Source organism: Nostoc sp. XA010 (assembly GCF_020829625.1).
GTDB lineage: Bacteria > Cyanobacteriota > Cyanobacteriia > Cyanobacteriales > Nostocaceae > Nostoc.
In genome coordinates this window covers 263,771-289,432 of sequence record NZ_JAIVFX010000006.1, presented here as the reverse complement: position 1 = coordinate 289,432, position 25,662 = coordinate 263,771, and the positions used below count along the sequence as shown (strand labels likewise).

Sequence of the window (25,662 nt, the reverse complement as noted above, 5' to 3'; positions counted from 1 at the left end):
TGAAGTTCTCCGTGCAAATGTATTAATAAACATCAAAAGCCTGATTCAGTAATGAATACAGGCTTATTTTTTAATCAGATCGTGTCCGCTTGATTACTTATTAAACCCGAATTTGCTAGGTTGTTTGATTTGCTTCCAACCAGTTAAGTAAATCCTCAATGGTTGTAAAATCCAATAAAGCCTCGCCAAGTGCTTCTAATTGCTCTAGGGAAAGAGTTTGAATGCGCCCCCGAACCTCTTGTGGTAACTCTCCTACCCGTTTTTGTAGTTGCCGTAGGACTAGTGTTTGTCCTTGTTCCTGTTTTCCCCGCTCGTAACCAATGCGTTCACCTGTGGTAATGTAGCTCATAGTCCGCTCCTGCTCAAATTGCTTAAACTCTTGCCAAAATTCTGCTTCCAATGCTTTTGGTAAAATCATAACCCAATCAATAAATCGGTAAAGGTTACGAATATCTTTTTCTTGCAATCCTAATTCATACAATCGGCGAATCAAGCTAAATTTCCAAGCTTTGCGTTCTCCTGGCTTTTTATTTGTTTGCTGTGTCTTCAAATGCGCCATTACTACAGTTGCAAATGGATTGTCGCTGGCTTCTAATTCTGTCCAACGACTTTGATAATCCAGCAGCTTGACGGTTCCAAATTCAAAGTTCAGCCTGGTATTGGGATAATTATAACTATATTGATTGGGTCGCCATGTCGGATCGGTATCGCACAAAATCGCCAAACTAATGGCAGGTTTCGCAAATCTGTCAAAAATTCGCAGGTTGTAGGAAAACATTCTTTCTGCAAAAGTATCCTCTGATTTTGCTTGGATTTCTACATGGATTAATAGCCAAGTTTCTTGTCCTTGAATTTGCCAGACTTTAACTAATTTATCTGCATATCTCCTACCAAATTCTGCTTCGCGGGCGATTTGTTGAAATTCCTTATCGAGGAATTCGTGGGGAAGTTCCCAATTAATTAGTTCTGCTGTTTGGGGAAAGAAAAATTGCATTGCTTGGGGAAAGTAAGCTTCTAAAATTTCTTTCCACGGACTATCATTATCTGCTCTTTCTAGTTCCTCGGCCATCAGTTGATTGTTATACCACCTAGTAATCTTAAATTATTTGTGAACAACAAGATCCCTGACTTCTTAGAGTCGGGGATCTGAGGCTGGCAATTTTCATCAATATAAAAGGGATTTGCACGAAAATAGCAGTCGAACTCACGTTTTAAAAGTTTCTACCCACGTAATTGTCGGAACTTGCGATCGCCACAATAGTAGATAAAGGAACTTCAGCAAAATACTGTTGCTGAAATTGTTCTTCTCTGACAGCAGCTAAAAATCGTTCCACTGCTGCCTCAGCCAAGTTTTCTGCACTATCGCTTGAATGCCAGGTGATTTGCAGATAACGGTCTTGTCGTTTGACTGTAAACCCTAAATATTTTAAAGCTTTGATTCCTAGAAGTAAGGTTTGGTCAGTGATACCGATTTTATCTAAAAGTTGGACGCGGGTAACGAGTTGATTTGTGCGACTAAGATATTTGGCAATTCCTACAAGAGTCAGCCAAATTTGATTGGGTGGTTGCAGGTTGGGTTTAGGCCAAGCGATCGCTAATTGTTGCGAACTACTTATCGTTAAACATCGCCGCAACCACGCACGTAAATCATCCCAATTCGTCGGACAATCTTCAAGCAAGAGTGGGGGAATCGGTAGAGACGCGATTAATCGCGTCTCTACCTGAGAGTGGGGAGTGGTTAAATTACGCCAGTCTAAGATGAGTGGTAAATTCCGAGTGTTAAGTGCTGAGTTAACACTGGGACGCACGGCAATTAATCTGATTTCATAACGTTTTTTGAAGGTGTTGTAGTCTAATTCTGCTATGCAATCACACCTTCCTATGGGCAATTCATCTTTGTAGTGTCCCCACCATATACCAGGAAAAGCACTTCTGTTGGAATCATCCCGAATATCAAACTCGGTTTTAATGTACTGTACCTTTTTCCCTTGCCAATCCTGCTGATTACGATGCCAAGAATTTTCAAACCAGCAGTTTTGAATTAGTAACTTCGGAACAGGATTACCCATTCCACAAGGTTCTAGCAGTTTCAGTTCCAAAAATAACTCTTTCCCCAAGTCTGCGACTGTTACCGTCAAGTCTGCTTGCACACTTGGCGTTAGAGTTGTACTACCTAAAGATTGCCGCAACTGCTGATTAATCGCTGCTGTAAATAAAGGAATATTCTCCACTAACAAACTCAAACCTGCTGCAAAGGGATGTCCCCCAAAACGATGTAACAAATGTGCTTGGTCTTTTACCAGTTGGTATAAATCAACTGAATTCACCGAACGGGCGGAACCACGGGCTAGGGATTGGGGATTAGGGATTGGGGATTGGGAAAAATCCTCCCCAGTCCCCAGTTCCCAGTCCCCAGTCTCCAGTCCCTCTGTACTTAACAAAATAGTCGGGCGACCTGTTTCTTGTGCTACTTGTCCAGCAACTAGGCCCAAGACACCCGCAGGCCATTGGGCATCTTCTAGGACGATGACGCTGGTGGTTGATAAGTCTAATTGAGTAAGTTTTTGTGCTACTTGCGCTTGCACATCTTTTTGCAAAGATTTGCGGCGGGTGTTTGCGAGTTCTGTAACTTCGGCTAGTTCGTTACAACGTTTAGCATTTCGACTAGTTAATAATTCAACGCAAAAACTAGCATCGCCTTGGATGCGGCTGACGGCGTTAATTCTTGGCCCCAAACCAAAGGAAATATCTGTAGGGCGATCGCCACTTTTTTGGCACAATTCTAATAATCGCCCCACCCCCGGACGCCGACGCGCTGCTGCTGGCTGTTGAAAATCTGCTTGCAGTCGTTGAATTCCCATCTGTGCTAAATAGCGACAATCTCCACTTAAGTGCACTAAGTCGGCAATTAATCCTACTGCTACTAAATCTAATAAATCCTCTAACGGATTTTTTGCAATATTAGGCAGACTTTGATATAGCGCTTCCACTAACTTATAAGCTACCGCAACCCCAGAAAGATTGAATAGTTGATGGTCTCTGGGCAAATAACGAGGATTAATAATTGCTACGACGGGTGGGCGTTCGGCAGGTAAGGTGTGATGGTCTGTAACGATTACATCTATGCCTAGTTGTTTGGCATAAATAATTTCCTCAATGTTTGTGCTGCCTGTGTCGCAAGTAACAATTAATTTACAACCTTGTTTTGCGAGGTTATCAATCCCTTGATTATTGAGTCCGTGAGATTCTTTCAGGCGATTGGGAATATAGTAAATTAACTGAGTATTTTGTGTAAAAAATTGGCCTAATCCATCCCAGAGTACAGATGTAGCGGTAATCCCATCAGCATCAAAGTCTCCCCAAATGGCAATTTTTTCTTTGATGTTATATGCTTGTTGCAACCGGGCGATCGCTAAGGGCATTTCTTGCCCAAACTCAAAGGGACTCGCTGGTTGATAATCTTTGTGGTTAATAAAAGCTATTAACTGTTGATGATCTTTAATTCCCCGTTGCCACAACAATTGTGCTGCATATATTCCACTTGATGCGGGTGTATACTGTTTCACCGCTTGGATAAACGACTCCGGGGGTTGTTCGGTTGCTGCTATAGTCCACTGCTGTTGTTCTGGCATACTAAAGTTAGGAGTTAGGGGTGAGAAGTTAGGAGTTAAGAGTTTTAATTGATAACTCCTAATTACTAACTTTTAACTGTTAGTTCGATAAAACAATCCTGCGGATAAAATTAAAGTGAGACTTCTTGAATGCTGTCAAAATTTGGCAATGAATCTCTCACTGCTTCTTCAGTTGTTTGTGTGCGTAGTTTACCACCGTAGCCATAGCACCGTTTGGCAAATTGACAATAATCACAGGTTTTGCTGCCTTCCACCACTTGAGGAAATTGCTGGTTATTTTGGTAAGATTCCAGCCAAATAGTTAACTGGCTTAACAGTTGATTAAGTTTCTTTGCTATTTGTGTATGTTGAGCAGTATTGTAATTAAATTTAATATTTTGTGGTTTTCCTTCAGATTGGACAAACCAGTAAGTCATCGAAATATTTTCTGGCAAATAGTTGCTAGTTTCAGTCAACACATACAGATAAAGCTGTGTTTGCCAGTTGGATTCTAACTTGCGTTTATTGGGTGGTTTAGGATAAGTTTTCCAGTCGAGAATTTGCGCTTGTTGGTTATCTGCAATCAATAAATCATAGACAACCGTCAGCAAATAATCCTGAACTTGCAGAGTTCGGTAGTGTTCACTCTCACGGAAAGTTTGATTATCAGATGCAGGCGTTAAAATTTCTGGGGCTGCATCAGCAAAAGCTAGCATCCAGCTTTGCAGTTTAGCATCTGCTTGCAGAAAACTATCAATTGGCAGACCCATTTCTTGCTGCTGCATTAGCAAGTGAAAGCGACTACCCAAAGTTTGCCGTTCTTCTTGTTCTGGATTTGAGGGCGAATTTAGTTGTTCTAGGTAAGTATGTTGGAATTTACGCGGACAAGCTTCTAGTAAGTTTAGTTGTCCTTGAGACAGTCGCAGTAGTTGAGTAGGAGTTGACAGCATTCTTCTATTTTAGAAGCGATCGCTGGGGTTACAGGGTTAACGGCAAAGCACTTAGTGACGCTAAAAGCTTTTGGGGCCGTGGAAGATGGAGAGCAAAAATAAAAGGTAAAAGAATGAATTTTGCCTTTTTATTTCATCCTTTTACCTTTTTTATATACCTGATGCTTATTTCATGTTAGCCCTTGCGTCCTTCACTGCGGCGAAAAAAAATAATCCTGTGAGTGGAATGCTCAATGCCAGAATAATCGCAGTGGCTGTGAAACCAAAATCTGGTCGTCCGTAACTGAGTTCAAAAATCGAACCAACAGCCGCGATCGCACTTACACAAGAACCACCCAGAAATAAACCGCTTTTTGGAGTTAAATACACTACTAGCCCCCTATTTTATTGGTTTCACCGCTTGATACGAGAAGCCATTCTTAGATAGCTCCTGGGCTAAAGTCAAGGAGTTTTCCACGCGGTCTACAAATACCACGCCGTTAAGGTGATCCATCTCGTGCTGAATGCAGCGTCCCAGGAGGTCATTAGCTTTTAATGTCCGGGGACGACCGTATTCGTCTTTGTAGGCAATTTCTACGACTTCAGGGCGCTTTACATCTAGATATACGTTGGGAATACTCAAGCATCCTTCTTGGGCTACGGAGATGTCGCGGCTTACTTGTTTAATAGTGGGGTTAATCAGCACCAAAGGTGGATTAGCTGCATTCTCTGGTTCCAGGTCGATGACAATTAGTTGTTTGTGAATTCCCACTTGGGGTGCAGCCAAACCAATGCCATCTTTGCTATACATAGTTTGCAACATTTCGCGCACTACTTGGCGGAGTTCGTCATCTATTTTCGCAACTCGCTTTGCAGCTTGACGTAGGACGCGATCGCCTAAATAATGAAGCTCCAAAGGTGGATTTTTTAACTTTTTTTTCTCTACAGCAATTTCAGAGGGCATGAGTCTTGATGGCTAGATGGTGAAAATTCCTACTATCTTTATTCTATAAGACTCATATTTAATTTTTGAAATACATGTAGAGGAGACAGTGCTTTACAGAGGTTCCCGACGCTCGATAGCGTAGCAGCGTTAGCGATAGCGTAGCGTTAGCGGGAACCAGCGTCTGACTTGCTCTAAACGAGCGCGAGTGCGTTTAGTAGCCAAGATGACTAAAATATAGACAAAAATCTTTAGGGACTTCCAAATACAAAAATATCTCAAAACCGACGCAAGAATTCTCTCTATTTCTTCTCTCTGTGTTCTCTGCGTCTGAAGTGGTAACGTGCGGTAAGCCGCCAATTTTTGACTTCCCCTGATTGCAACTAAGATTCCTATACAATATTTTTTTAATAAAAAGATTTATTCAATCTATTTTTTATTGAAATAAACCTATTATTTAACAATATTTTCTTGCATCCTCACCACATTCATTAACTAAATATAATAAACACTTAAAACGAAGACCAACTATTTGTTCATAAAGAGGATTAATTTTACACAAAGGTGGAATCTGCAATAGAGTCCGACCGAAAACTGTTACAGTTCTTTCAAAAGGGCAATTAGAGGGAATTACTTTGCACAATAGTTTAGCTAGATGATAATCATGTATTTCTACAGACTCAAGTTGATATCGGATCTGGCTTAATAAGTTATTATTCAAATTGGCTTTAGTTAAGAAGTTCATAATTTAAAATTCCTTCAATCAATCAACCTTGTTTGTTCCTTTAAAGTTACACCTCCCCTCAGATAGTAAACATCGTAGAATTACCAAACTATTTTCCCCCTTTTTTAAAGTCAGTTGTAAAAACAGTAAAATTGCTTAGAAAGCAGAACAGGTAGCCAATTGTTATTAATAACTGTGGGAGCGACAGTGAGTGTATCTATAGCGAATGGCACGAAGGCAAGGTAAATGGTCGAGACAGCAGGAGCAAAGGAGCAGCAAGGAAGTAGAAATGTAGAAAAGCTGATGTATTGGCAAACTTTGCACTATTGACTATAAATAGTGATGTTATTGACGCAAAGACGCAAAAATTAAACTTAGCGCCTTGACGTTAAGTTCATTCAAATATTGAGGTGATGTGTGTTTAAATCTTTTACGAAACTTGACTACCTGCTAAAAGAAACTTTCCTCGGTTTACTGCGGGGAGGTTGGATGAATTGGGCAGCTGTAAGTACTGTTACGGTTTTACTGTTTTTATTTGGCTTGAGTTTGCAAACCTCTTGGCAAGTTGAAAAACTCCTCTATCAGTTTGGTAGTCAGCTAGAAGTTTCAGTTTATCTCGAACCGGATACGCAAGTCGAAACCATTGAGGCACTAATCGCAACAATGCCACAGGTGGCGGCGATACAAAGCATTACCAAAGAGCAAGCTTGGACTAAGTTAGTTAAGGAAATGAGAATTTCTGATATTGAGGGGGCTACGCAGCAGCTAGGTGAGAATCCTCTGGTTGATGAGATGAAGGTGAAAGCGCGTAATTCTCAAGTTGTACCAACTTTAGCAACGGAGTTGGCTAAATTGCCGGGAGTTGAGACGGTGCAGTATGTGGATGAAGCAGTTAAACGCATTGCCCAATTGCACCAAGGTCTGAACTGGATTACTTTAACAATTACGATTATTCTGACTTTAACAGCGATCGCAGTAACTACTACGACAATTCGGCTGATTGTCATGGCGCGACGCCAAGAAATTGAAATTATGCAACTAGTGGGAGCAACGTCTGCTTGGATTTACCTCCCATTTATTTTACAAGGGATTACCTTCGGTTTGGTTGGTGGTGCGATCGCTTGGAGTTTCATTTCTGTGATTCAACAGTTTCTCGGTAAGTTGCTAGCTAATCAACCTGAGTTTATCCAAGCTATCACCAACGGGGTGCAACTCACTCCAGCCCAAATTTTACTCTTACCTCTGATTCTCTTAAGTTTCGGTGCAGCTGTAGGATTAATGGGAAGCTTATTCGCTGTTCGACGTTTTGCCAAAGGTTAATCATTAATCATTGGCCATTGCAAAGGACAAATGACTAATGACTAATGACAAAACCTTATGAAATCGCAATGGGAATGTTTTCTGCAAAATCTCGGTGTATGGGAAGGTTCATTTACCAACTTTTCTCCTGAAGGTACACTTCTGAACGATACTCCTAGTCATCTTTCTCTAGAAGGTTTAAACAATAACCAGACAGTACGCCTAACTCTAAGCCGTTCAGGAGGAGATGATCTAATTAGAGAATATAGTTCTGTGGGAGGGGGTCTACTTTTTTTTGAAAATGGTTCATTTTCTGAAGGTTTAATTCAGCTAGGGCCATTTTCAGAATTTGGTGCAGAACTCGCTTTTGTTCATGGAAATCGCCGCTTACGCCTGGTGCAACTTTTTGATAAGACTAGTAATCTAAATAGACTAGTTCTAATTCGAGAACATCTAGCCAGAACCCCAGCAACAGAACGTCCACCTTTGCAGATAAATGACTTGTTGGGAGAATGGCAAGGACAAGCAGTGACAATATATCGAGATTTGCGATCGCCTGATATTTACTCTACAACTTTGAAAATACAACTTGATGATACTGGGCGATTAATTCAAAGTACCTCTTTTGGCGATGTCTTACGACAAGCCGCTTCTCTACGAGAGGCTACGCCAACGCGTCTACGTACAATTACCTCAACTGCTACCATCAAAGGTTCCATCGTTCTCTTTGACCAAGATCCCCAAAAGCAGATACAAGTATTATTGTTACCTGATGGCGCTTCTGCAACTTCTCCTCTAAAGGTGCAATTACGTCAACCCTTATTTTTGGAAGCAGGTTGGTTAATCCAGTCAAATTTGCGCCAGAGGATGATTCGCAGCTATAACGATAAAGGCGAATGGGTTAGTCTGACATTAGTTACTGAAGAAAAAGTGTAAGGGATTTGAGAGTGCGATCGCTTATCTCTAGTAACTTCGATCAACACTTTATATCGTAATCAGGCAATTTGCAGCCTGCCAGGTTCAGGAATAGATTCACCTTCTACTTGCCTAGCTTCCAAGCTCTCGCAGATTTTTCAAATCCAATTCAAAGTCCTCAACATCGTAGGAGTAGAGAGGGATGTTTCGCTGCTTGAGGAGTTGGCGAAAAGTATTGGGTTGCATATCCGCAAGCTGACTGGCGTAGCCTATCGTTAAGCGTCCTGTCTGGAATAGGAACAGCGCAATTTCTTGACAAAACTCCCTTGGGGTAAGCTGAGATGTTTGGAGAATTTCGTCTGAGATTACAACACTCATAGCAAGGCTAATTTACCGATTGTATCTTTAGGTTAGCCCAAGAAACCTCAAACTACTTTACGGTGCAATAGGTTTGTTAAACTGCGATCGCTTCATTACTCCTCTGCTAACCATTTTTCGTAGTTGCAACTCATCAGCTTTTGCTTAACCGAATCAATGACCTCAGATGGAAAAGTCGTCATTGACCCAACTCGGTAAACGTCATTTAAGACAACGTGGTAATCTTTCCCCGTATACTCAGCAATTACTTGAGCTAAACTGCGATCGGACATATTTATGTAGAGTATTGACAGCAAAGGTAAATACCTCTGATCGTCAATGCCTTGGGGAAAAGCACACTGGATCAACTGATAAGTACTTGCTAAATGGGCTGGAATTGTCTTCTGCATAATTCAGCTACCTGTTAATGAAAAGGGGAGATGAAGATAGACACTAAAATAAACCCCTTGGGCAATGGCTGCGCGAACAGCTTTTGCATCTGCTGTCATGGTTACAACACCCATTTGGTCGCCTGTTCCTAGAATGATTATATCGTTAGCATCCAGACTCCGAGTTGGTCTTAATTTTTGGGCTGCTGCTGAAGGATTGTCTGGAACAACCGTAACTCTTTGCAAAAAACGATTTGCTCTTGTCTGTTCTGAGCTACCTGCTGAGTACTGCACAATATTGACGAATTCATTAAATGCAGTTTGTGCTATTACCATTTGTTGCTTGTTGACAAACGCTTGTAATTCATAGCGAACAGGAGAACCTTCGGCAATAAATGCAACTGCGGTATTAGTATCTAAATTAATCACGTTTTATGTAAACCAAAAATCACAGTGCCTATATTTTGGTGTGATGTGATTTTCCCATAAGTAGTTGTGCGATTTAACGAAATTATCGCTAAATAATGGATATTGACCACTCTATTACCTGTAATAGCAGAAGTGGTTAAGATTGTGAGTGAAAAAAGATGTTGGGTTTCCTAGCGTCAACCTAACCTACAATATCAGCGATCGCACTAGAATCTATTTACATCGTACCTGAAGAGAAAATAGAGCGATCGCATTATCCATCTCAGAGAGATACAAAGTTATGGTATGCACCAATGTATTCATCATATGAAAATTTGCTTTTCCCTTTCAGGTATTCAAAAATTTTGAGAAAAAGCTCATAGTCATTGCTTGTATAGTAGAAAGATAGCTGATCTTTTATCTCACCCAGTAAGTATTCTGAATACTTCCTAACAAACTCAACGTGAAAAAAATCTGCTTTACAAAACACTCTGTTCGGATCTTGTTTTTGTTCTTTAAAATTCTCTTGAAGAATAGAGAGCATTGTGACTATATCTCTAGGTCGCTATAGCGAATACCTTAAAAATCCAATGAATGAAGGATCATCCCCATCTGAAATCGTTTTATTGCTGGAGCTATTTTCAATTGTGTAAGGAAAGTAGTAGTTCCAGGAATTTTCATATGCAACTTGTGGATCTTGCTGCTTGCCCAAAAGTTTTCCTGACATCTCAAAAATTTTTGAATTTTTGTGATCTTTATAAGTTGCATTCCAACTTAAAAGTACACTCTTTCAGAGATTACTCTAAACTGAGCTTACATTCAGTTTGTGCAATGTAAATGTCTAAACTCAACCGTTGTGATGATTTTACATTGCTCGGTGAGGGGTTATGGGTCAACTATACCAAAAAACAACGATATTGCAATGCTTGCTTAAGTAGCATTTGATATTCTTCATCCTCAACCTGATAAGCCCCAAACCTCTCCAAATGGGGATTCATCATTTGGGCATCGAAAAACACAAATTTCCTCTGGCGCAATCTTTCCACCAACTTTACCATCGCTACCTTCGAGCCTTCAGGAATCCGGTAAAACATCGACTCTCCAATAAAAGCCCCACCAATAACAATCCCTAAAATTCCCCCAGCTAACTCGTCACCCTGCCAAGTTTCAAAACTAAAAGCATAACCACTCTGGTAAAGTAGCCAGTAAATCTTTTGTAATTCCGGTGAAATCCAAGTTGTCTCTCTGTCAGCACATCCAGCCACCACAGCTTGAAAGTCCCGATTAATAGCCACACTAAAACGCTCTTGATTCAAGACACGCTGCAAAGACTTAGGGTAGCGAAATCGTTCATCCAAAGGAATAAAAGTTCGATCGCGACTTGCATACCAACTCAGGCGATCGCGCTCATCAGCCATGAGAAAATAGCCTTGTGCATAACCCTCAACAATAGCGGCGATATCATATTCCATAAATAAATATAAAAAAAACACTAGAGAAACGCAATTTGATGCTATCAATCATCCTCTGCGTTCCTCTGCGTTTCCCTCCGCGTCCCTCTGCGTTTAAAATAAAAAAAATGACTCAACCAATTCCACCCATTACCCTACCACCGCCTGAAAACCCTCTGCTCGAAGGTGAATGGTTACGAGAACGCTTACAACGGTGGCTAGATACAGAATTTATCCCCGAAGCAGTCAACCAAAAAATTGCCCAACGAGCCGCACAGATTTTTGTGCGTCAACGGATGGAAGGAGAAAACGACCTTGGTTCTCTGGTAATTGCCATTGTCACAGAGATGCAGTCGTATGATTTTTCCAATAGCTTCTATGGAGAGTTTGCGATCGCTAACGCCGTCAGCGATCTACTCTTAGAAAGTCTGGGAATTGATAAGTGTTGTGGTCAATAATATTTTGTCATTTGTCCTTTGTCATTAGTCCTTTTTTATTTCCCAATGACCAATGACTAATGACTAATGACTAATGACTCTTAACTACCAACTAGACTTAACAACTCCAGGCAATAGACCTTGATGCGCCCATTCTCTGAGCACGTTCCGAGACAGTCCAAAATCGCGGTAAACACCTCTAGGACGACCAGTCAACCAGCAACGATTGCGGTGGCGGGTGGGCGCACTATTCCGGGGTAGCTGTTGAATCTTCCGGTGGATTTCCAGCTTATCTAGGGGAGATGGTGCACTTCTGAACTCTTCCAAAAGAGCTTCCCGCTTGTCAGCATACTTTTCTATCAACTTAGTGCGCTTTTTCTCGCGCTCAACCATGCTCTTTTTTGCCATTATTCTCTAACTTATTTAAAGACACCGTTCTCTATTCTACAGTTTCTCCATCAATTCTGGGATTACTTGTGTTGCTTACCCTACAACCACTGGCTTATTAGCAGCAGGACATAAATCAGCAAGTTCACAAGCAATACAGATGGGAGAGCGTGCTTTACAAATAGCACGACCGTGATAAATCAGTCGAATTGACCAATTTTCCCAATCAGGCTGAGGCAATAAAACCATTAAATCCTGCTCAATCCGAACGGGATCTTTTGCTTGGGTTAAACCCAAACGTTCGCTAAGGCGCTTAACGTGAGTATCTACCGTCACTCCAACATTAATGCCGTAAGCATGACCCAGGACTACATTTGCTGTCTTCCGGGCCACACCCGGAAGCCTTAATAATTGCTCCATTTGGTTAGGCACAACAGAGTCAAATTCGCTAACAATCATCCGACAGGCAGCTTGAATGTTCTTAGCTTTATTGCGATAAAACCCTGTTGAACGCACCAAGTTTTCTAATTCTACCAAGTCAGCGATCGCTAAACTAGCAGCATCAGGAAACCGATCAAATAAAGCTGGTGTCACCTTATTCACCCGCTCATCAGTACACTGAGCAGAGAGAATCGTTGCCACCAACAATTGTACTGGCGTTGAGTAGTTCAAAGAGCAAGTAGCATCTGGATAAAGACGCTTTAAACGAGCTAAAATTTCTATCGCCCGTTGCTTCAAAGGTAAAACTTCCTTTTCCCTATTCCCCACTCCCTGCTCTCCACTCCCTATTTTCACTGAAACAATCTTTGCACCCACTCTAATTGACTAGTTAATTGAGTAGTTTCTTTGACGATCAGAAAAATTCCTAACCCTAAGAGTAACACCAAACCAGTTTGCATTACACCTTCTTGAATCCGGGCTGGTACAGGCTTACCGCGTAAACCTTCAATTAGCAGAAAAGCGAGTTGTCCGCCATCCAAAGCTGGTAAAGGCAAAATATTGATAATAGCCAAGTTAATGCTGATAATTGCCGCAAAAGACAACAAGTTTACGCTATTGTCTTCAGCTAATTTTGCACCAATTTTGACAATATTAACTGGACCAGAAACTTGTCCAGCAGTTTGTTGAAAGTTGGTAATCAACTGCCCAAAACCACTGAGTGTCCCAACAAATAATTGTTGAAACCTGTTAGCAGCAAGACCAAAAATTTCAAAAGGACTATTAGGACGCCGATAAACTGCTGTAGCATTTGGACTAAGTGCTACACCAACTACACCTTTGCCATCGGCTCCCAGTTTTGGCGTTAATTTCAGGGTTTGTTGTTGGTTTTCACGCTGAATTTTCAGTTCGATTTGCTGATTGGGATGAGTTTGAATTTCTTTTGTCAGCAAAGGAGTTGATTTATCAGAAGCCGGGAGTTCTTGACCGTTAACAGCCAGAATAATATCTCCTTCCCGAATTCCTGCTTGATAGGCAACAGATTCTTGATTAACAGGCTGTACGGCGACACCAGCTTTATAATTTAATTCTTTGGGAATGCCGACGATACCCAATTGCAGAACCAACACCAAGTAGGCAAATATTAAATTTGCGATTACTCCGGCACTGATGACAATCGCCCTATCTAAAACTGGACGGTTACGCAGCAGATTCGGGTCATTGGGTGGAATATCGCTATCGGGGTCATCATCGGGAAAGCCCACAAAGCCGCCTAAGGGAAAGGCACGGACAGCGTATTCGGTTTGCTTTCCTTGATACTTAAGAAGAACTGGGCCAAAACCCAAAGAAAAACGGTTAACGAGAATGCCTTGAGAACGGGCTGCAACAAAATGTCCCAACTCGTGTACCAAGATTAAAACAGCCAAAACTGCGATCGCTGCTAAAACTGACATAGAGCAAATTAGTGAAAATATTAAGCTATAGTTATCTCCATTCTAATTGGGCATTGGGTATTGGGTATTGGGTATTAGTCATTGGTCATTGGTCATTAGTCATAGTTCGATTTTTCTTCATCAGGTTCTAACATCTAAAGCTGGTAGGGTGCGTTACGCTGTCGCTAATGCACCATTTTGTCTACATACTCCAAATGTAAATTTTGGTCAGATGGTTTTTCTGCTAAAACAACAATGATAGTATTACCCACACAACATAAGAGGCGATTGGGAGCCAAAACAGCAAATCAACAATATAACGGTATTGGAATTGTATTGTTGGCTTTGAAATACGTTCTGGTAAGACTGGTTGCAAAAGTTGGGGTACAATTGGTAACTTTTGAACTCTTTGTAAATTTTGCAGCGATGGAAAACCTAACGTTTCTCCCTGTTCAAAATAAGGTTGCAGGACTTCTGGTATCCTCACTGTCCCATCCGGTTCTTGATAATTCTCCAAAATTGCTGCCATAGTCCGTCCCACAGCCAAACCCGAACCATTGAGGGTATGTACAAACTGAGTGCCTTTCTTCCCCGCCTCTTTGAAGCGAATATCAGCCCGTCGCGCCTGAAAATCTATAGTATTGGAACAGCTAGAAATTTCGCGGTATTTGCCAGAAGAGGGCAACCAAACCTCTAAATCATAAGTTTTGGTAGAGGCAAATCCCAAATCTCCAGTACTTAAATTTACTACTCGGTAAGGCAACTTCAACGCCTGTAAGATTGCTTCTGCATTCCCTACCAATTTCTCCAGTTCATCAAAAGATGTACTGGGTTCGACAAATTTCACCATTTCCACCTTATTGAACTGATGCAGGCGAATTAATCCCCGCATATCGCGCCCATAGCTACCAGCTTCGCGGCGAAAACAGGGAGTAAAAGCACAGTGGTAGATAGGCAAGTTTTCAGCAGCGAGAATTTCACCCCGGTAGAGATTTGTAACTGGAACCTCCGCCGTAGGAATCAGCCACAAGTCATCATCAGCGCATTTAAAGCTTTCTTCCGCAAACTTGGGTAACTGACCGGTCGCTGTCAAAGACTCGGTATTCACTAACAGAGGCGGACTGACTTCCACATAACCAGCTTGAGTATGGAGAGACAGCATAAATTGAATTAATGCTCTCTCCAATGCCGCACCAGCGCCTATCAATGTCACAAAGCGACTTTGGGCAACTTTTACAGCCCGTTCAACATTGAGAATGCCTAGCTTTTCGCCAATTTCCCAGTGAGGGAGAATATTCGGATTTTGGGGAATGTACTCATCACCCCAACGCCGCACTTCTACGTTATCTTCCTCATTTTTACCAAGGGGTGTAGAGTCGCTTGGTAAGTTGGGAAGTGCCAACACAAGTTGGGCAATTTCAGCTTTGAGGTTTTTTTCCTGGGGTTCCAGTTCGCTCAACGTAGCTTTGACAGAGTTACCTTCATCCCGCAAAGCCTGAATTTCTGGGTCTTGAGGATTTATCCCAGATTTAATCTTTTGCCCGACAATTTTACCAATTTCGTTGCTACGAGCTTGAAGTTGACTGCGTGTCCCCTCAAGTTCCCGTTGTTGCCGATCTAACAGTAATATCGGTTCAATGTCATATTTACCACTACGACTATTCAATCGTTCTTGAACTAATTGCGGATTTTCCCGTATTTGCTTAATATCCAGCACAGATTTTTCTCAGTTTTTAGTCTAAAATCTTCCTGTCAATCCAGTTAACATATAAGCATTTAGCATATAGTAATTTTGCTTTGCTGTAACTGGAAAAACAAAGTTTATTAGAAAAATCAGTTTCAATCTCTGATCGAGATTTTCTAGCATCACTGCCAGGGCTAAGAAACCATATAATGCATTAAAACAATCATGAACTCGTATTTGGAGTTACTGTCGTTTCAGAAACCTGAGCAAGACTCTGACCATTACTATTATTGTTATCAGTGGCTGCAAACGTCCTTTGAGTAATATTCGGTGGTTCCTTACGATCTCTATTTTGTCCAGGTGAAGGCAACCAAAAAAGTATGATTAATTTCGTTTGACTCCTGAAAACTCAGCACTCATATTAGGGTCGGTTAATGCGATTAAGTAGCCAAAGTGACGCAATAACTCCTGCAAAATGTGCTGAGACAGTATTAGTGTTTGCCTGTACCACAAGCATATCTAGACCGCTTATAATCCGGGTGGGGTCAAAAAATTGGGTAGTTATAGCTTGGGGAGAAATGGATCTTGCTACCAGTGTACCAACGATCGCTTGCGCTCCCAAAAGAGTTACCAGCGTTCCCCCTAAATTCACCCACAGCCCTAAGCGTAATACTTGCACAGTCTCGCTTTTCCGAGGTCGGTTGCTGGGATTGGAGGATTCCAATTGCTTGCCAATTCTAGTGTAACGGTAAGCTAAATAAATACCTCCGCCCAAAATAACCAATCCACAAATTGCTAAAAATACACCAAAGCCAGTCCCAGGATTATTACTAGAACTGCCGGTTCTTTGATTAAAGATGGCGAACAGCAGCACAATTATGCTAGAAACAACGCCTAGTACTAGCTGAATCCAGAAGCTAATCCAACCTGTAAGGCGAAAAGTTTGGGCAATTGCCCGCAGAGTTAAGGAAGATGATGGAGCATCGGGAGTTTGTGACATAGACTGAACCAATATGCTGGGCGCTTGATTAAGGGACGCGAGGACAAGGGGACACGGAGACACAGAGAGTTATTTCCCCTCCTCCCCACGTTTCGCCGTCTTTTTTCTGACTTTTCACCGTATCTGGAAAACCTCACTTCTAAATCTCTCTCCTTGAAGGAGAAAGACTTTGAATTTTTCCCCCTTCCCGCGACGAGTTGGGGGTTAGGTTTTTCCATATAACGTGAAAATCAGGTCTTCTTTCCCCCGCCTTGAGGTCTTCTTTGATAAATTTACTATCACACTTGCCATAAAAGACAAAAGATTATCTTGTTCAGAAAATCAGTGATGGTTACTGCTTAAGTGTTTCCACTGCGGTAGCAGCTTTAACCCAGACATATCCCTCAGCGTAAACTTTTGGAATTCCATTGGAAAATCACTGGAAAACAAAGTGTTTATGAACTTTTACAGACAAAATAGCATTTTACCTGTAAAATTTCTTCGATGGCATTTTATTGCTTCAGCAGTTCTAACTAGCTCGGCATTACTTAACACCAAGACAGTGACTTTGCCACTGTCTGTTCGCTCCTCACCACCCGTATCGAGCTTGAGTAGGGATACACTATTTTGTGCCCCTAAAACTCGCAAACTCGTCCCACAACTTCACAGGCGTGGGTAATTATTTCGTATTTACGCAATGGATATCTAGTCTAAGTAGCTTTATATATATTACTCACTTAGAAGTAGCACTATATACTGGCTACAAGGATTGTAGACCCTACCCTAAGACATTTTTTAGCCATTCACTAACCATGAAACTTGAGGATATATATCAATTCTTTGAGAATCCTCCGCCAACTTACCTTTGTCAGGAAGTAGCAGTTTGTTACATACTGTCTGTTTTATTACAAGGTGAATCTTACGGAACCGAGTTGATTGAGCAATTAGAAACTGAATATCCAACCTATAGACTTTCGGATACCGTACTTTATAGTGCAATCAAGTTTCTGGAAGATGAAAGGGCAATCACTGGATATTGGAAGAAACTCGAAGGACGAGGACGCCCCAGGCGAATGTATCAAGTTTCTCCAGAATGGCAAGTTCAAGCGCAGGATTTAGCTTTTCAATGGCTTGACTACATCAATAGGAGGACAAAGTAACGAATAATTGATAATGAATAAGTCTCCTCCAGTCAAACAATAACAATTAGTTATGGATAGTGCTATTTTGCCATCTACGTTCCTGCTAACCTTGTTGTTATCAGTTGGGCTGTTTTTCTTTATTCGTGCCTCGACTAAAGACCGCATAGAAACAGCACAACTAGTATCTGAGCAAGACGAAGCTGCTTTAATGTCTCAATTAAAAGAGTATTTTCGCTCGCGGTCTTACCGAGTAGCAGAGGTAGACCGAGAACAAAACAAAGTGACTTTTGAAGGTAATGTTCGTCCCAGTTGGTTCTTAGCTATATTTTTAACTCTGCTGGCAGCGACTGGTATTGTTTGTCTATCACTAGTCGTGTACCTGCTTTTTCCTAACCTCAGTACCTTTGTTTTGCCTATGGTACTGCTGTCGCCTTTGAGCGGTCTATTTTATTGGAAAAAATCTGGAAGACTTGAGAAAGTGTCGCTCAAAGTAGAAACAACTCAGAGCGAACAAACCTCCTCAAGTAAAATCACTGTAGTCGCCCATCGAGATGAACTGGGCGAGTTACAGAGGATTCTACAACTCAAGGCTGCTGAATAATTGTTGGTTTTTATAACCATCTCTTAACTATGATATGCAGACTTCTTATCTGACCTACTCTTTAGGCACTGGAAAGTAGGAAGGAGCAAATTAAGACTTCTGCTTTGTCAATTTTCCCCACGACAAAAGTAGTGGGGAAAAATTTAAATTCATTAACTTAAATTTGTTGACAGAGCAAGGTTTAACAATTTACGGCATAAAACGCAACTTCACTAGCGCTTTTGGAGGCGCTTGGCTCTATACCCACTCCCTTCGGCATCTTCAACATAGTATCAATCCATGCAATCTAGCGTGGTTTGACATAAGTTGATTTTCCAACTACCTGGACTAGCCTTAAAAAGCAAATCAGCTCCAAACTAAAAAAAAATTAAATTTTGCATAAACTTAGCAATTTTGCCAGTTAATGATAGTTAGGAGCCATATTCAATGCCTAAGATGACTGTTTATGGTTCACCGACTAGCTAAAGCAAGAGGTTCTTGACCTGGCGAAGGTTCTAACACCCTCAAGCTAGGAAACAAGAAATGATTTTCCTCTACGTATTGAGCACCAAAGAGTCCCTTTTCTGCCCAGAAATAGCGGTCTGTGGTGTGTTCATTGCGCTTTACGAGTAACAAGGCGGGTGGCAAAATACCTTCAGCTTGAATGAATCTTCTCGCTGCTGTCACAGGTTTTTCTTCGCCACTTTCAATGCTATATTGAGGCACATGTTCCAAAATCCGCCGTCCTTCCTGACGACGACGACTTTTCCTTTTGCGTCTCCTTGCCAATCTATTGTCCTCCTCTTTCAAGCTATAGATTGTAGTGATAGCTACAAAATCAGTCGTAATTATATAGGTTCTAGTTCAAAATATCAATAGTTTTTAACCTTTTAATTTAAGAAAATTAATATCTTTGGAGATAAAGAAAACAAAACCACCTAAGGATATAATCCCTTGGTACAAACCATCACTAGAAAGATTTTAGTTAAGCTTTATTAAATTGGTAAGGTAAAAACTAAGTATCTTCTCTTAATCATGCCTCAAAATCTGTAATATTGAGCAAAAGCTAAAAAATGTTAATGTCTGCCAGTTCCGATTTTCTTGCTCTATGTCGAGAGCAAATAGCGCTGCTAACCCAAGGGCTGGGAGCAACTTTAAGTATTGTGTACCTGACACAAGAATTGGTAGAGACTCCCTCAGATGAGGCCAAACTGATTCCTGTGGTAATTTACCCGGAAACAGCATTATTACCGCCAGGGGAAGAGGCTGCTGAAGCTACAGGACACAAGCAGCTTCAAGTTGGAAATGTGTTTATATTACCCAATCAACAGAGAAGGTTATTGACAGCAGGATCAGAATCTCCAACCTCGTCACCGGAGCCTGAAATACCAGGTGCGTCTCAACCCCATCTAAAAGAGGAATACCTATTTAGTGGTAACCAAATCGTTTTACCTCTAGTTTATGAGGGTGTGATGATGGGGTTACTGGTAACAGGTAGAAAAGACCGGGCATGGAATGAACAGGAGGAAAGTCAGATTCAACGGATAGCCCAAACATTAGCGATCGCTTGTATTTTAGATCAACGACGAGCATGGTTTGAGCAGCAATTGCATGAGCAGCAAGTTCTCCAAGAAAAACAGCGAGATTTGCTAGATAACCTGTTGCATCAGTTTCGTAACCCATTAACAGCATTGCGGACTTTTGGTAAACTGCTATTGAAAAGGTTGCGACCAGCAGATACCAACCGAAATGTAGCAAATAGTATTGTGCGGGAAAGCGATCGCCTCCAAGAATTGCTGCAACAATTTGATCAAGTAATTGATTTAACAGAGGCAGATTTAGCACCACTACATCTCCCTGAAGAAGTATTTGTAGAAGCAACTATCCAAAAAGACGCTAAACCGCCGCTATTATTGCCGGGAACGGGAGATAAAGCAGTTGACTGCTCGTTAGCAGATATATTAGAACCATTATTAATATCAGCCAAAGCGATCGCCCAAGAGCGAAAACTAAAACTAATAACTGAAATTCAACAAAATTCACCCCTAGTACGTGCCAATGTCAAAGCATTACAAGAGGTGTTAACTAACATTATTGATAATGCTTTGAAATATACTCCCACTGGTGGCAAAATTTTGATTCAGGCGGGGCAAGAAAAGGCTAATCTTCAGGGAATTGTCATTAGTGACAACGGGCCTGGCATTCCGCCCCAGGATTTAGAACATCTTGGAGAACGGCATTATCGGGGTGTACAAGCGCAAACAGAAATCCCCGGTACTGGTTTGGGGTTAGCGATCGCAAAACAATTAATAGAACAAATGCAGGGCGAAATCGAGGTTTTCAGCCCTGCAATCAACTCTAAGATAACTTCAACCGATGCACCGGGAACTACGTTTATTATTTGGTTACCGGAAGTTGAGAATTAGTCATTAGTCATTGGTCGTTTGTCATTAACAAAAGACAAGTTACTCTTAACTATTTGAGCGAGACTAGTAAATTTTGATTGATGGTCATTTGTAAATCGGTATCTGGGTCAATGGCGATTAAGTCAACACTATTTTTACCGAAGAACAGACCAACCAACGCACCGATACCAGCACCACCCAAGACTTCTTCTGTGGCAATGGCGCGATCGCCTGTGACAGCAGATACCGCAGTTGCTGCACCTGCGCCCAACACAGTATCTTTGATAATTGAACCAATACTAGTACCCTTCTTGACGGTTTCAGTTTTGGTAATCACGCCTGAAGTAGCGTTAAGCTGATACTCTTGACCATTGGTCAAAACTAGTTTCTGGGCAACGAATTGAGAACCACCTGTGGCAGGTTTGAGTTGACCAATAACCTGACTACCAGCCGGAATCACTACAGACCCGTCCTGCGTAACCACGTTTTGGGATACTGTTAATGTCAAAGGTGCTGTTTCATCCTTTGTAACCAGAATTTTTTCTGCCTTGTCATACTTGACAGGGATAGCAGTCCCTTGAGGAATTGTGACTGATACATCTGTGGGGGTAGTAGACCCGACAGCCACAACATAAGGCGAGTTAATTGCTGAGGCTTGATTAGAACTAACCAACGCTTGGTAAATAAAAGCTGCTACCTGGGCGCGAGTGGCGGTTGCAGTTGGATTCAGGAATTTCACATTAGGATAGTTCACCACAATTTGCTTTTGGGTTGCTGCTGCGATCGGGCTACGGGCATAGCTAGCGATGTTAGAAGCATCGTTGAAGTATTGCAGAGTGCTTTCGGTATTGCCGCTAGGAGTATATGCCAAACCGTTAGCGAGGGAAACCAAAACCTGTTGGCGGGGAATAGCTTGATTAGGCTCAAAGCGATTTCCAGGATAACCAGATAAGAAACCTATAGTGTAGGCTTGCCCAATGGCACTGGATGCCCAATAGTTGCTCGGCACATCAACAAAATTGATTGCCTGCCGTTGCTGTGCTTTTTGGAAAGCTTTGTTGACCATAGCGGCAAATTGAGCGCGTGTCACCGCGTCTTCAGGGCGGAAAGTACCATCAGGAAATCCGGCAATTACTCCTCGCTGTGACAATTGTTGAATAAATTGTGCTGCCCAATAGTTAGATGAAACATCAGAAAAAGTGGTTTGAGCAAAAGATGGCGAAGCTGTAATGAAAGGCGCTACAGTAGCGACTGTGACGCTTAAAGCCATGAGTGCAGCTGTTCCAGATTGCAAACGATTTAAAGTAAACATTAATTTTTAACTCCAGGACACCAGTACAATTATTTTTTTTACTGTTAATTAATTAGACCTTTACTGAGGTATTAGGTTCCCTATTATCTCTGCTTTTTGTAAAAACTATTACTTACGGCATACAGTAAAATCAGCTAGCCTAATATCAATTCTCTATGAAGATGCACAGAATAAAACACTTGAAATTCCATACTAGGCAAGGGAATTATTCTATGCAGCCTCATCTAGATTTGGTATAAATCAGAAAATACCTGTCAGCTAGCAAGAGGTAACAGTTTAATCAGCCTCTTACTGATTAAGGCTATTAAATAAGTATTTTAAAAAATATGAATATTGAGTGAGACGATACAGAGATAGAATAGTTGCTAAAAAATAGATTTTATAGGGTTAAAAATGAAGGCGATCGCCCACTATAGTTAAAGTGGCGATCGCCTATCAGAGGTGATTAAAGTCACGACTTGAATTGAGTTACGACATCAAGCAGTTAATTCCTGGGGTTTGACACGACATAAGGCGAGTTAATTGCTGGGGCTTGATTAGAACTAACCAGTGCTTGGTAGATAAAAGCTGCTACTTGGGCGCGAGTAGCAGTTGCGGTTGGATTCAGGGACTTCACATTAGGATAGTTCACCACAATTTGTTTTTCAGTTGCTGCTGCGATCGGGCTACGGGCATAGCTAGCGATCTTAGAGGCATCGTTGAAATACCTCAGAGTGCTTTCGTTATTGCCACCAGAAGTATATCCCAGACCGTTGGCGAGGGACACCAAAACCTGCTGGCGGGGAATAGCCTGGTTAGGCCCAAAACGATTACCAGGATATCCTGCTAAGAAACCAATGCTATAGGCTTTCCCAATGGCACTGGATGCCCAGTAGTTGCTAGGCACATCAGAAAATTTGATCGCCTGTCGTTGTTGTGATTTTTGGAAAGCTTTATCGACCATAGCGGCAAATTGAGCGCGTGTCACAGGTTCTTCAGGGCGGAAAGTACCATTAGGAAATCCAGCAATTACACCTCGCTGTGACAATTGTTGAATAAATTGTGCCGCCCAATAGTTAGATGAAACATCAGAAAAAGCAGTAGTTTGAGCCGAAGATGAACCAGTAGTTTGAGCCACAGATGTCGAGGAGCATCCCGCTTGGATAGGTTTGCTTTGCAAAGTATAAGTCATTGGCTGACAAACTAAACTTGCCGACTTAGACTCTACATTATTCCGCGTTGGCGGATTTTGTTTATCTAGCTTTGATTTCCAATTGCTAGATATTTTTTCAATAGTGGGATGCTTACTTAAAAACTCTGAGTCTGCAACAACATCGTGGGGTCCTTTAACACTTATCTTAGAACTATTGAGGTAGATATTATAGTCATAAGTAACATTTTGAGTATTGTAATTACTGTTAATAACCTTGCCAGGATATGCATAGAGAATGTTTCTTAAAATTTTGACATCAGATGACTTATTAGCAAATATTTGCCCATTTTCAATTTCTGGACTCTGATTATTTAAAATAGCAGTATTATTTACAATATCAACATGATCGCTTAAAAATGAATGAATACCAGAACCACCATTATTAAATGAAAGATTATTTTTAACTAAAGTACGTCCTGTATATGGACTCATTTTTAATTTCTTATCACCATTTCTTGAACTATCAATAATGATGCCATTTCCGTCTGTGATCTTTCCGACTGCGAGCCAAGGGATGTACATGCGATTGTTATAGGTCTTGTTGTTGCTAACCAATATCTTGTATCCCCGGTTATTGTCAGAATTCCAATTGTTCAATATTGAAATGCCACTGTTACCATAAACACTATACCAGGCATTATTAAACACCACATTATTATCTATTGTCACATAGTCGGATTGAATCGCTGAAATACCTGCTCCTCCACACTCATGCGCTTTGTTGTTCAGAATACGGATGTGATGACTACGACCATTTTTTCGTCCGTCAACGTTGATGCAGTTTCCATTAGTGAGTGGGTTTACTTTGTTAGTCTTCTGACTCATCGCATAATCAAGGGTGATATTGGCATTGTTCCCTATCACCTCCAGCCCGTTGATCTCAATATATGAAGCTCCATGTGAAATCAAAATACCATTCCATGTATTGTGCTGAATTTTTGGGGAATGCCCAGGATATGCTTTATACCTAATCCATGCATTTGCTTTTCCAGAACGTTTAATATTTACTACACTCCCAGCTTTGGCTATATTTTTGTATACGCCGTTCATAATCAATACTGTATCGCCAGGGTTAGTAAGGTCTGCTGCCTTTTGAATTGTCCTAAAGGCGGATGAAGTAGAGAGTCCGTTATTTTTGTCGTTTCCACTACCACTAACATAGTATGTTTTCGGTTTTGAATTCGCGCTAATTAGCTGGCGGCTAGATAGGCTCATTTCCTTGTTAGTGGATACCTGATAGACGTCTTCAACTAAAAATTCTTTTATCCTTTCTCCCTGAGTTAAAAGACCTAATACTACAGGAATTGCAAGACATGTCCCTATACCGAAACCTTGAATTTCCACAAGCAAAAGCTCCTTTATTACCACTATTTAATAAAAATATCAGGATATTACGTAATTTTGAATACTCTTTTGGATAGAGAAGAAAATAGAGCCGATTTTCCTAACTCTCTACACCGTACAATTAAATAAGTATTTTAATAAATATTGATAATAATTAAGACGATATAAAGGTAGAATGGTTGCTATTGAATATAATTTTTCACTGTTAAAATTTAAGGCGATCGCACAATACATTTAAAGTTGCGATCGCCTATTAGGGGTGATTAAAGTCACGACTTAAATTGAGTTAAATCTAGTAGCGGGATTGTGGTACTAAATTCAAGTTAGAATTCAGTGTAAGCTTCAAATCCTGTGCGGGTCTAAGAACAAAGGCACTTCCTTGTTTTTTCCTCAACAGCACACTTGCTCCCGCACCCGCAGCCCCACCGAGAACAGGTTTTAAATCGTCAATTTTGCGGTTACCAGTTACTAGTGAACCTAAAAGACCAGCACCAGCACCGATAGCTGCATCAGTTAAAACCTGAGTTGTGCTGGGGGCCTGTGAAACTTTTTGAGTTGTGGTATATGTCCGAGAACTTGCATTAATTGGCTGACGCTGACCATTAGAAAATTCTAATTCTTGAGCTACAAACCGCACGCCTTTGGCTTGATTATCCTCTGTAGTTCTTGAATAATAACTATCTAAATCAACAGATTCTAATCGTCCATTTACTTTAGTACCGGCGGGAATCAAGACATTTCTATTTCTGTCAATAATGTCATTCGCTATTCTCAAGGTTAGAGATTTAGTTTCCCCAGGAGCAATAGTGATTGTCTCTTTCTCGTAGGTAACAGGTAAAGCAACCCCAGAAGGAATGGTAACGTTTCCATATTGCCCAACTCTGTCTTGCCCAATTCTGTATTGTGCATTAGCAGGAGCTAAAGTTAACAGTGGGGCAGTGACGCTTGCAGTAACGGCTATTGCCATGAGCGCAGCAGTTCCAGATTTCCATTGATGTAGGCGAGTCATAAGTCGGTAAACCTTTATGTATGTGATGTATTTAATGACGTTGATTCACTTAGTTTGTTTCTAAAATTTATGAAACCTGTTTATAGGCGCATTCTGAATATGAAAGTGCTTATATAACCTGGAGTTTGTGTTGCAACCAGTCCTATCTGAGATATTCCTCCTCAGAATTTGTATCTTGCTAATGTACGTCAGTAAATATATGGTGAGATACTCTCAACATGACGCAAAATTAATCTAATTGTTGCCAAAGTTGTTTTATTCTTTACGTCTGGGAGAAGACGGGACTACCTTCAG

Annotated in this window: 23 protein-coding genes and 2 pseudogenes; 6 read left to right on the top strand and 19 right to left on the bottom strand. The window is 41.1% G+C overall.

Translation table 11 applies throughout. The annotated features are described in order from the left end of the window. Positions 1-115: 115 nt before the first annotated feature. The 6 genes from LC608_RS12270 to LC608_RS12245 all read right to left on the bottom strand — a co-directional run bounded on the left by LC608_RS12270 (position 116) and on the right by LC608_RS12245 (position 6,228). Complete coding sequence (locus LC608_RS12270) at positions 116-1,069, bottom strand: DUF4351 domain-containing protein (protein WP_229553799.1); 954 nt, start codon at positions 1,067-1,069, stop codon at positions 116-118. A 142-nt stretch (positions 1,070-1,211) separates the two neighbouring features. Beyond that, positions 1,212-3,632: a DHH family phosphoesterase gene (locus LC608_RS12265; RefSeq protein WP_229553798.1), complete on the bottom strand. Its 2,421-nt coding sequence runs from the start codon at positions 3,630-3,632 to the stop codon at positions 1,212-1,214. A 110-nt stretch (positions 3,633-3,742) separates the two neighbouring features. Continuing rightward, entirely contained in the window at positions 3,743-4,561 is an 819-nt protein-coding gene (locus LC608_RS12260; RefSeq protein WP_229553797.1) for a PD-(D/E)XK nuclease family protein, read from the bottom strand. A gap of 165 nt (positions 4,562-4,726) precedes the next feature. Continuing rightward, a complete protein-coding gene (locus tag LC608_RS12255) occupies positions 4,727-4,930 on the bottom strand; it encodes a hypothetical protein (RefSeq protein ID WP_109011114.1) in 204 nt (67 codons plus the stop codon). A gap of 10 nt (positions 4,931-4,940) precedes the next feature. Continuing rightward, positions 4,941-5,504 (bottom strand): peptide deformylase, encoded by a 564-nt coding sequence (gene def, locus LC608_RS12250; protein WP_229553796.1) that lies wholly within the window; start codon positions 5,502-5,504, stop codon positions 4,941-4,943. A gap of 436 nt (positions 5,505-5,940) precedes the next feature. Then, complete coding sequence (locus LC608_RS12245; RefSeq protein ID WP_229553795.1) at positions 5,941-6,228, bottom strand: Mo-dependent nitrogenase C-terminal domain-containing protein; 288 nt, start codon at positions 6,226-6,228, stop codon at positions 5,941-5,943. Positions 6,229-6,624: 396 nt separating this feature from the next. Here LC608_RS12245 and LC608_RS12240 point away from each other — a divergent pair, with 396 nt between their 5' ends. Further along, positions 6,625-7,527 carry an ABC transporter permease gene (locus LC608_RS12240; protein WP_229553794.1) on the top strand — a complete coding sequence of 301 codons (903 nt, stop codon included), beginning with the start codon at positions 6,625-6,627 and terminating at the stop codon, positions 7,525-7,527. Between the two features lie 57 nt (positions 7,528-7,584). Next, on the top strand, positions 7,585-8,442 hold the full coding sequence (locus LC608_RS12235; protein ID WP_229553793.1) for a DUF3598 family protein: 858 nt from the start codon (positions 7,585-7,587) through the stop codon (positions 8,440-8,442). 111 nt (positions 8,443-8,553) lie between these two features. Here the strand turns inward: LC608_RS12235 and LC608_RS12230 are convergent, their stop codons facing one another. The 4 genes from LC608_RS12230 to aat all read right to left on the bottom strand — a co-directional run bounded on the left by LC608_RS12230 (position 8,554) and on the right by aat (position 11,047). After that, positions 8,554-8,799 (bottom strand): UPF0175 family protein, encoded by a 246-nt coding sequence (locus LC608_RS12230; protein ID WP_229553791.1) that lies wholly within the window; start codon positions 8,797-8,799, stop codon positions 8,554-8,556. A gap of 95 nt (positions 8,800-8,894) precedes the next feature. Beyond that, complete coding sequence (locus LC608_RS12225; protein ID WP_229553790.1) at positions 8,895-9,188, bottom strand: DUF3349 domain-containing protein; 294 nt, start codon at positions 9,186-9,188, stop codon at positions 8,895-8,897. A gap of 3 nt (positions 9,189-9,191) precedes the next feature. Continuing rightward, the gene (locus tag LC608_RS12220) at positions 9,192-9,596 is read right to left on the bottom strand and encodes a DUF1308 domain-containing protein (RefSeq protein WP_229553789.1); all 405 of its coding nucleotides are present in this window, start codon (positions 9,594-9,596) and stop codon (positions 9,192-9,194) included. A gap of 875 nt (positions 9,597-10,471) precedes the next feature. Then, complete coding sequence (aat, locus tag LC608_RS12215; RefSeq protein ID WP_229553788.1) at positions 10,472-11,047, bottom strand: leucyl/phenylalanyl-tRNA--protein transferase; 576 nt, start codon at positions 11,045-11,047, stop codon at positions 10,472-10,474. Between the two features lie 107 nt (positions 11,048-11,154). On the opposite strand from aat, the gene LC608_RS12210 reads away from it, so the two are divergent. Then, complete coding sequence (locus tag LC608_RS12210; protein ID WP_229553787.1) at positions 11,155-11,484, top strand: hypothetical protein; 330 nt, start codon at positions 11,155-11,157, stop codon at positions 11,482-11,484. Positions 11,485-11,568: 84 nt separating this feature from the next. Here LC608_RS12210 and rpsN read toward each other — a convergent pair whose 3' ends face one another. The 5 genes and pseudogenes from rpsN to LC608_RS12185 form a co-directional block, all read right to left on the bottom strand. Beyond that, the gene (gene rpsN, locus LC608_RS12205; RefSeq protein ID WP_229553785.1) at positions 11,569-11,871 is read right to left on the bottom strand and encodes a 30S ribosomal protein S14; all 303 of its coding nucleotides are present in this window, start codon (positions 11,869-11,871) and stop codon (positions 11,569-11,571) included. A 75-nt stretch (positions 11,872-11,946) separates the two neighbouring features. Further along, positions 11,947-12,639: an endonuclease III gene (nth, locus tag LC608_RS12200; protein ID WP_229553851.1), complete on the bottom strand. Its 693-nt coding sequence runs from the start codon at positions 12,637-12,639 to the stop codon at positions 11,947-11,949. Positions 12,640-12,641: 2 nt separating this feature from the next. Further along, positions 12,642-13,742, bottom strand: coding sequence for an RIP metalloprotease RseP (gene rseP / locus LC608_RS12195; RefSeq protein WP_229553784.1), 1,101 nt, complete (start codon positions 13,740-13,742; stop codon positions 12,642-12,644). A gap of 436 nt (positions 13,743-14,178) precedes the next feature. Beyond that, positions 14,179-15,438 (bottom strand): annotated as a pseudogene (serS, locus tag LC608_RS12190) (serine--tRNA ligase); the annotation flags it as partial. A gap of 388 nt (positions 15,439-15,826) precedes the next feature. Further along, positions 15,827-16,405: a DUF3611 family protein gene (locus tag LC608_RS12185; RefSeq protein WP_229553782.1), complete on the bottom strand. Its 579-nt coding sequence runs from the start codon at positions 16,403-16,405 to the stop codon at positions 15,827-15,829. A 791-nt stretch (positions 16,406-17,196) separates the two neighbouring features. Between LC608_RS12185 and LC608_RS12180 the strand changes: the two genes are divergently transcribed. After that, complete coding sequence (locus LC608_RS12180; protein WP_100899707.1) at positions 17,197-17,544, top strand: PadR family transcriptional regulator; 348 nt, start codon at positions 17,197-17,199, stop codon at positions 17,542-17,544. 52 nt (positions 17,545-17,596) lie between these two features. Beyond that, positions 17,597-18,127, top strand: a complete 531-nt coding sequence (locus LC608_RS12175; protein ID WP_229553781.1) for a cofactor assembly of complex C subunit B — start codon at positions 17,597-17,599, stop codon at positions 18,125-18,127. A 450-nt stretch (positions 18,128-18,577) separates the two neighbouring features. Here the strand turns inward: LC608_RS12175 and LC608_RS12170 are convergent, their stop codons facing one another. Beyond that, positions 18,578-18,895 (bottom strand): DUF3155 domain-containing protein, encoded by a 318-nt coding sequence (locus LC608_RS12170; protein ID WP_041566316.1) that lies wholly within the window; start codon positions 18,893-18,895, stop codon positions 18,578-18,580. Between the two features lie 284 nt (positions 18,896-19,179). Between LC608_RS12170 and LC608_RS12165 the strand changes: the two genes are divergently transcribed. Beyond that, positions 19,180-20,532: an ATP-binding protein gene (locus tag LC608_RS12165; RefSeq protein ID WP_229553780.1), complete on the top strand. Its 1,353-nt coding sequence runs from the start codon at positions 19,180-19,182 to the stop codon at positions 20,530-20,532. A 49-nt stretch (positions 20,533-20,581) separates the two neighbouring features. On the opposite strand, the gene LC608_RS12160 is transcribed toward LC608_RS12165, so the two are convergent. The 3 genes and pseudogenes from LC608_RS12160 to LC608_RS12150 all read right to left on the bottom strand — a co-directional run bounded on the left by LC608_RS12160 (position 20,582) and on the right by LC608_RS12150 (position 25,368). Further along, positions 20,582-21,823, bottom strand: coding sequence for an S-layer homology domain-containing protein (locus LC608_RS12160; RefSeq protein ID WP_229553779.1), 1,242 nt, complete (start codon positions 21,821-21,823; stop codon positions 20,582-20,584). 499 nt (positions 21,824-22,322) lie between these two features. After that, positions 22,323-22,994: pseudogene (locus tag LC608_RS12155) on the bottom strand (S-layer homology domain-containing protein); the annotation flags it as partial. Between the two features lie 1,657 nt (positions 22,995-24,651). After that, positions 24,652-25,368, bottom strand: coding sequence for a conjugal transfer protein TrbI (locus LC608_RS12150; RefSeq protein WP_229553778.1), 717 nt, complete (start codon positions 25,366-25,368; stop codon positions 24,652-24,654). Positions 25,369-25,662: the final 294 nt, after the last annotated feature.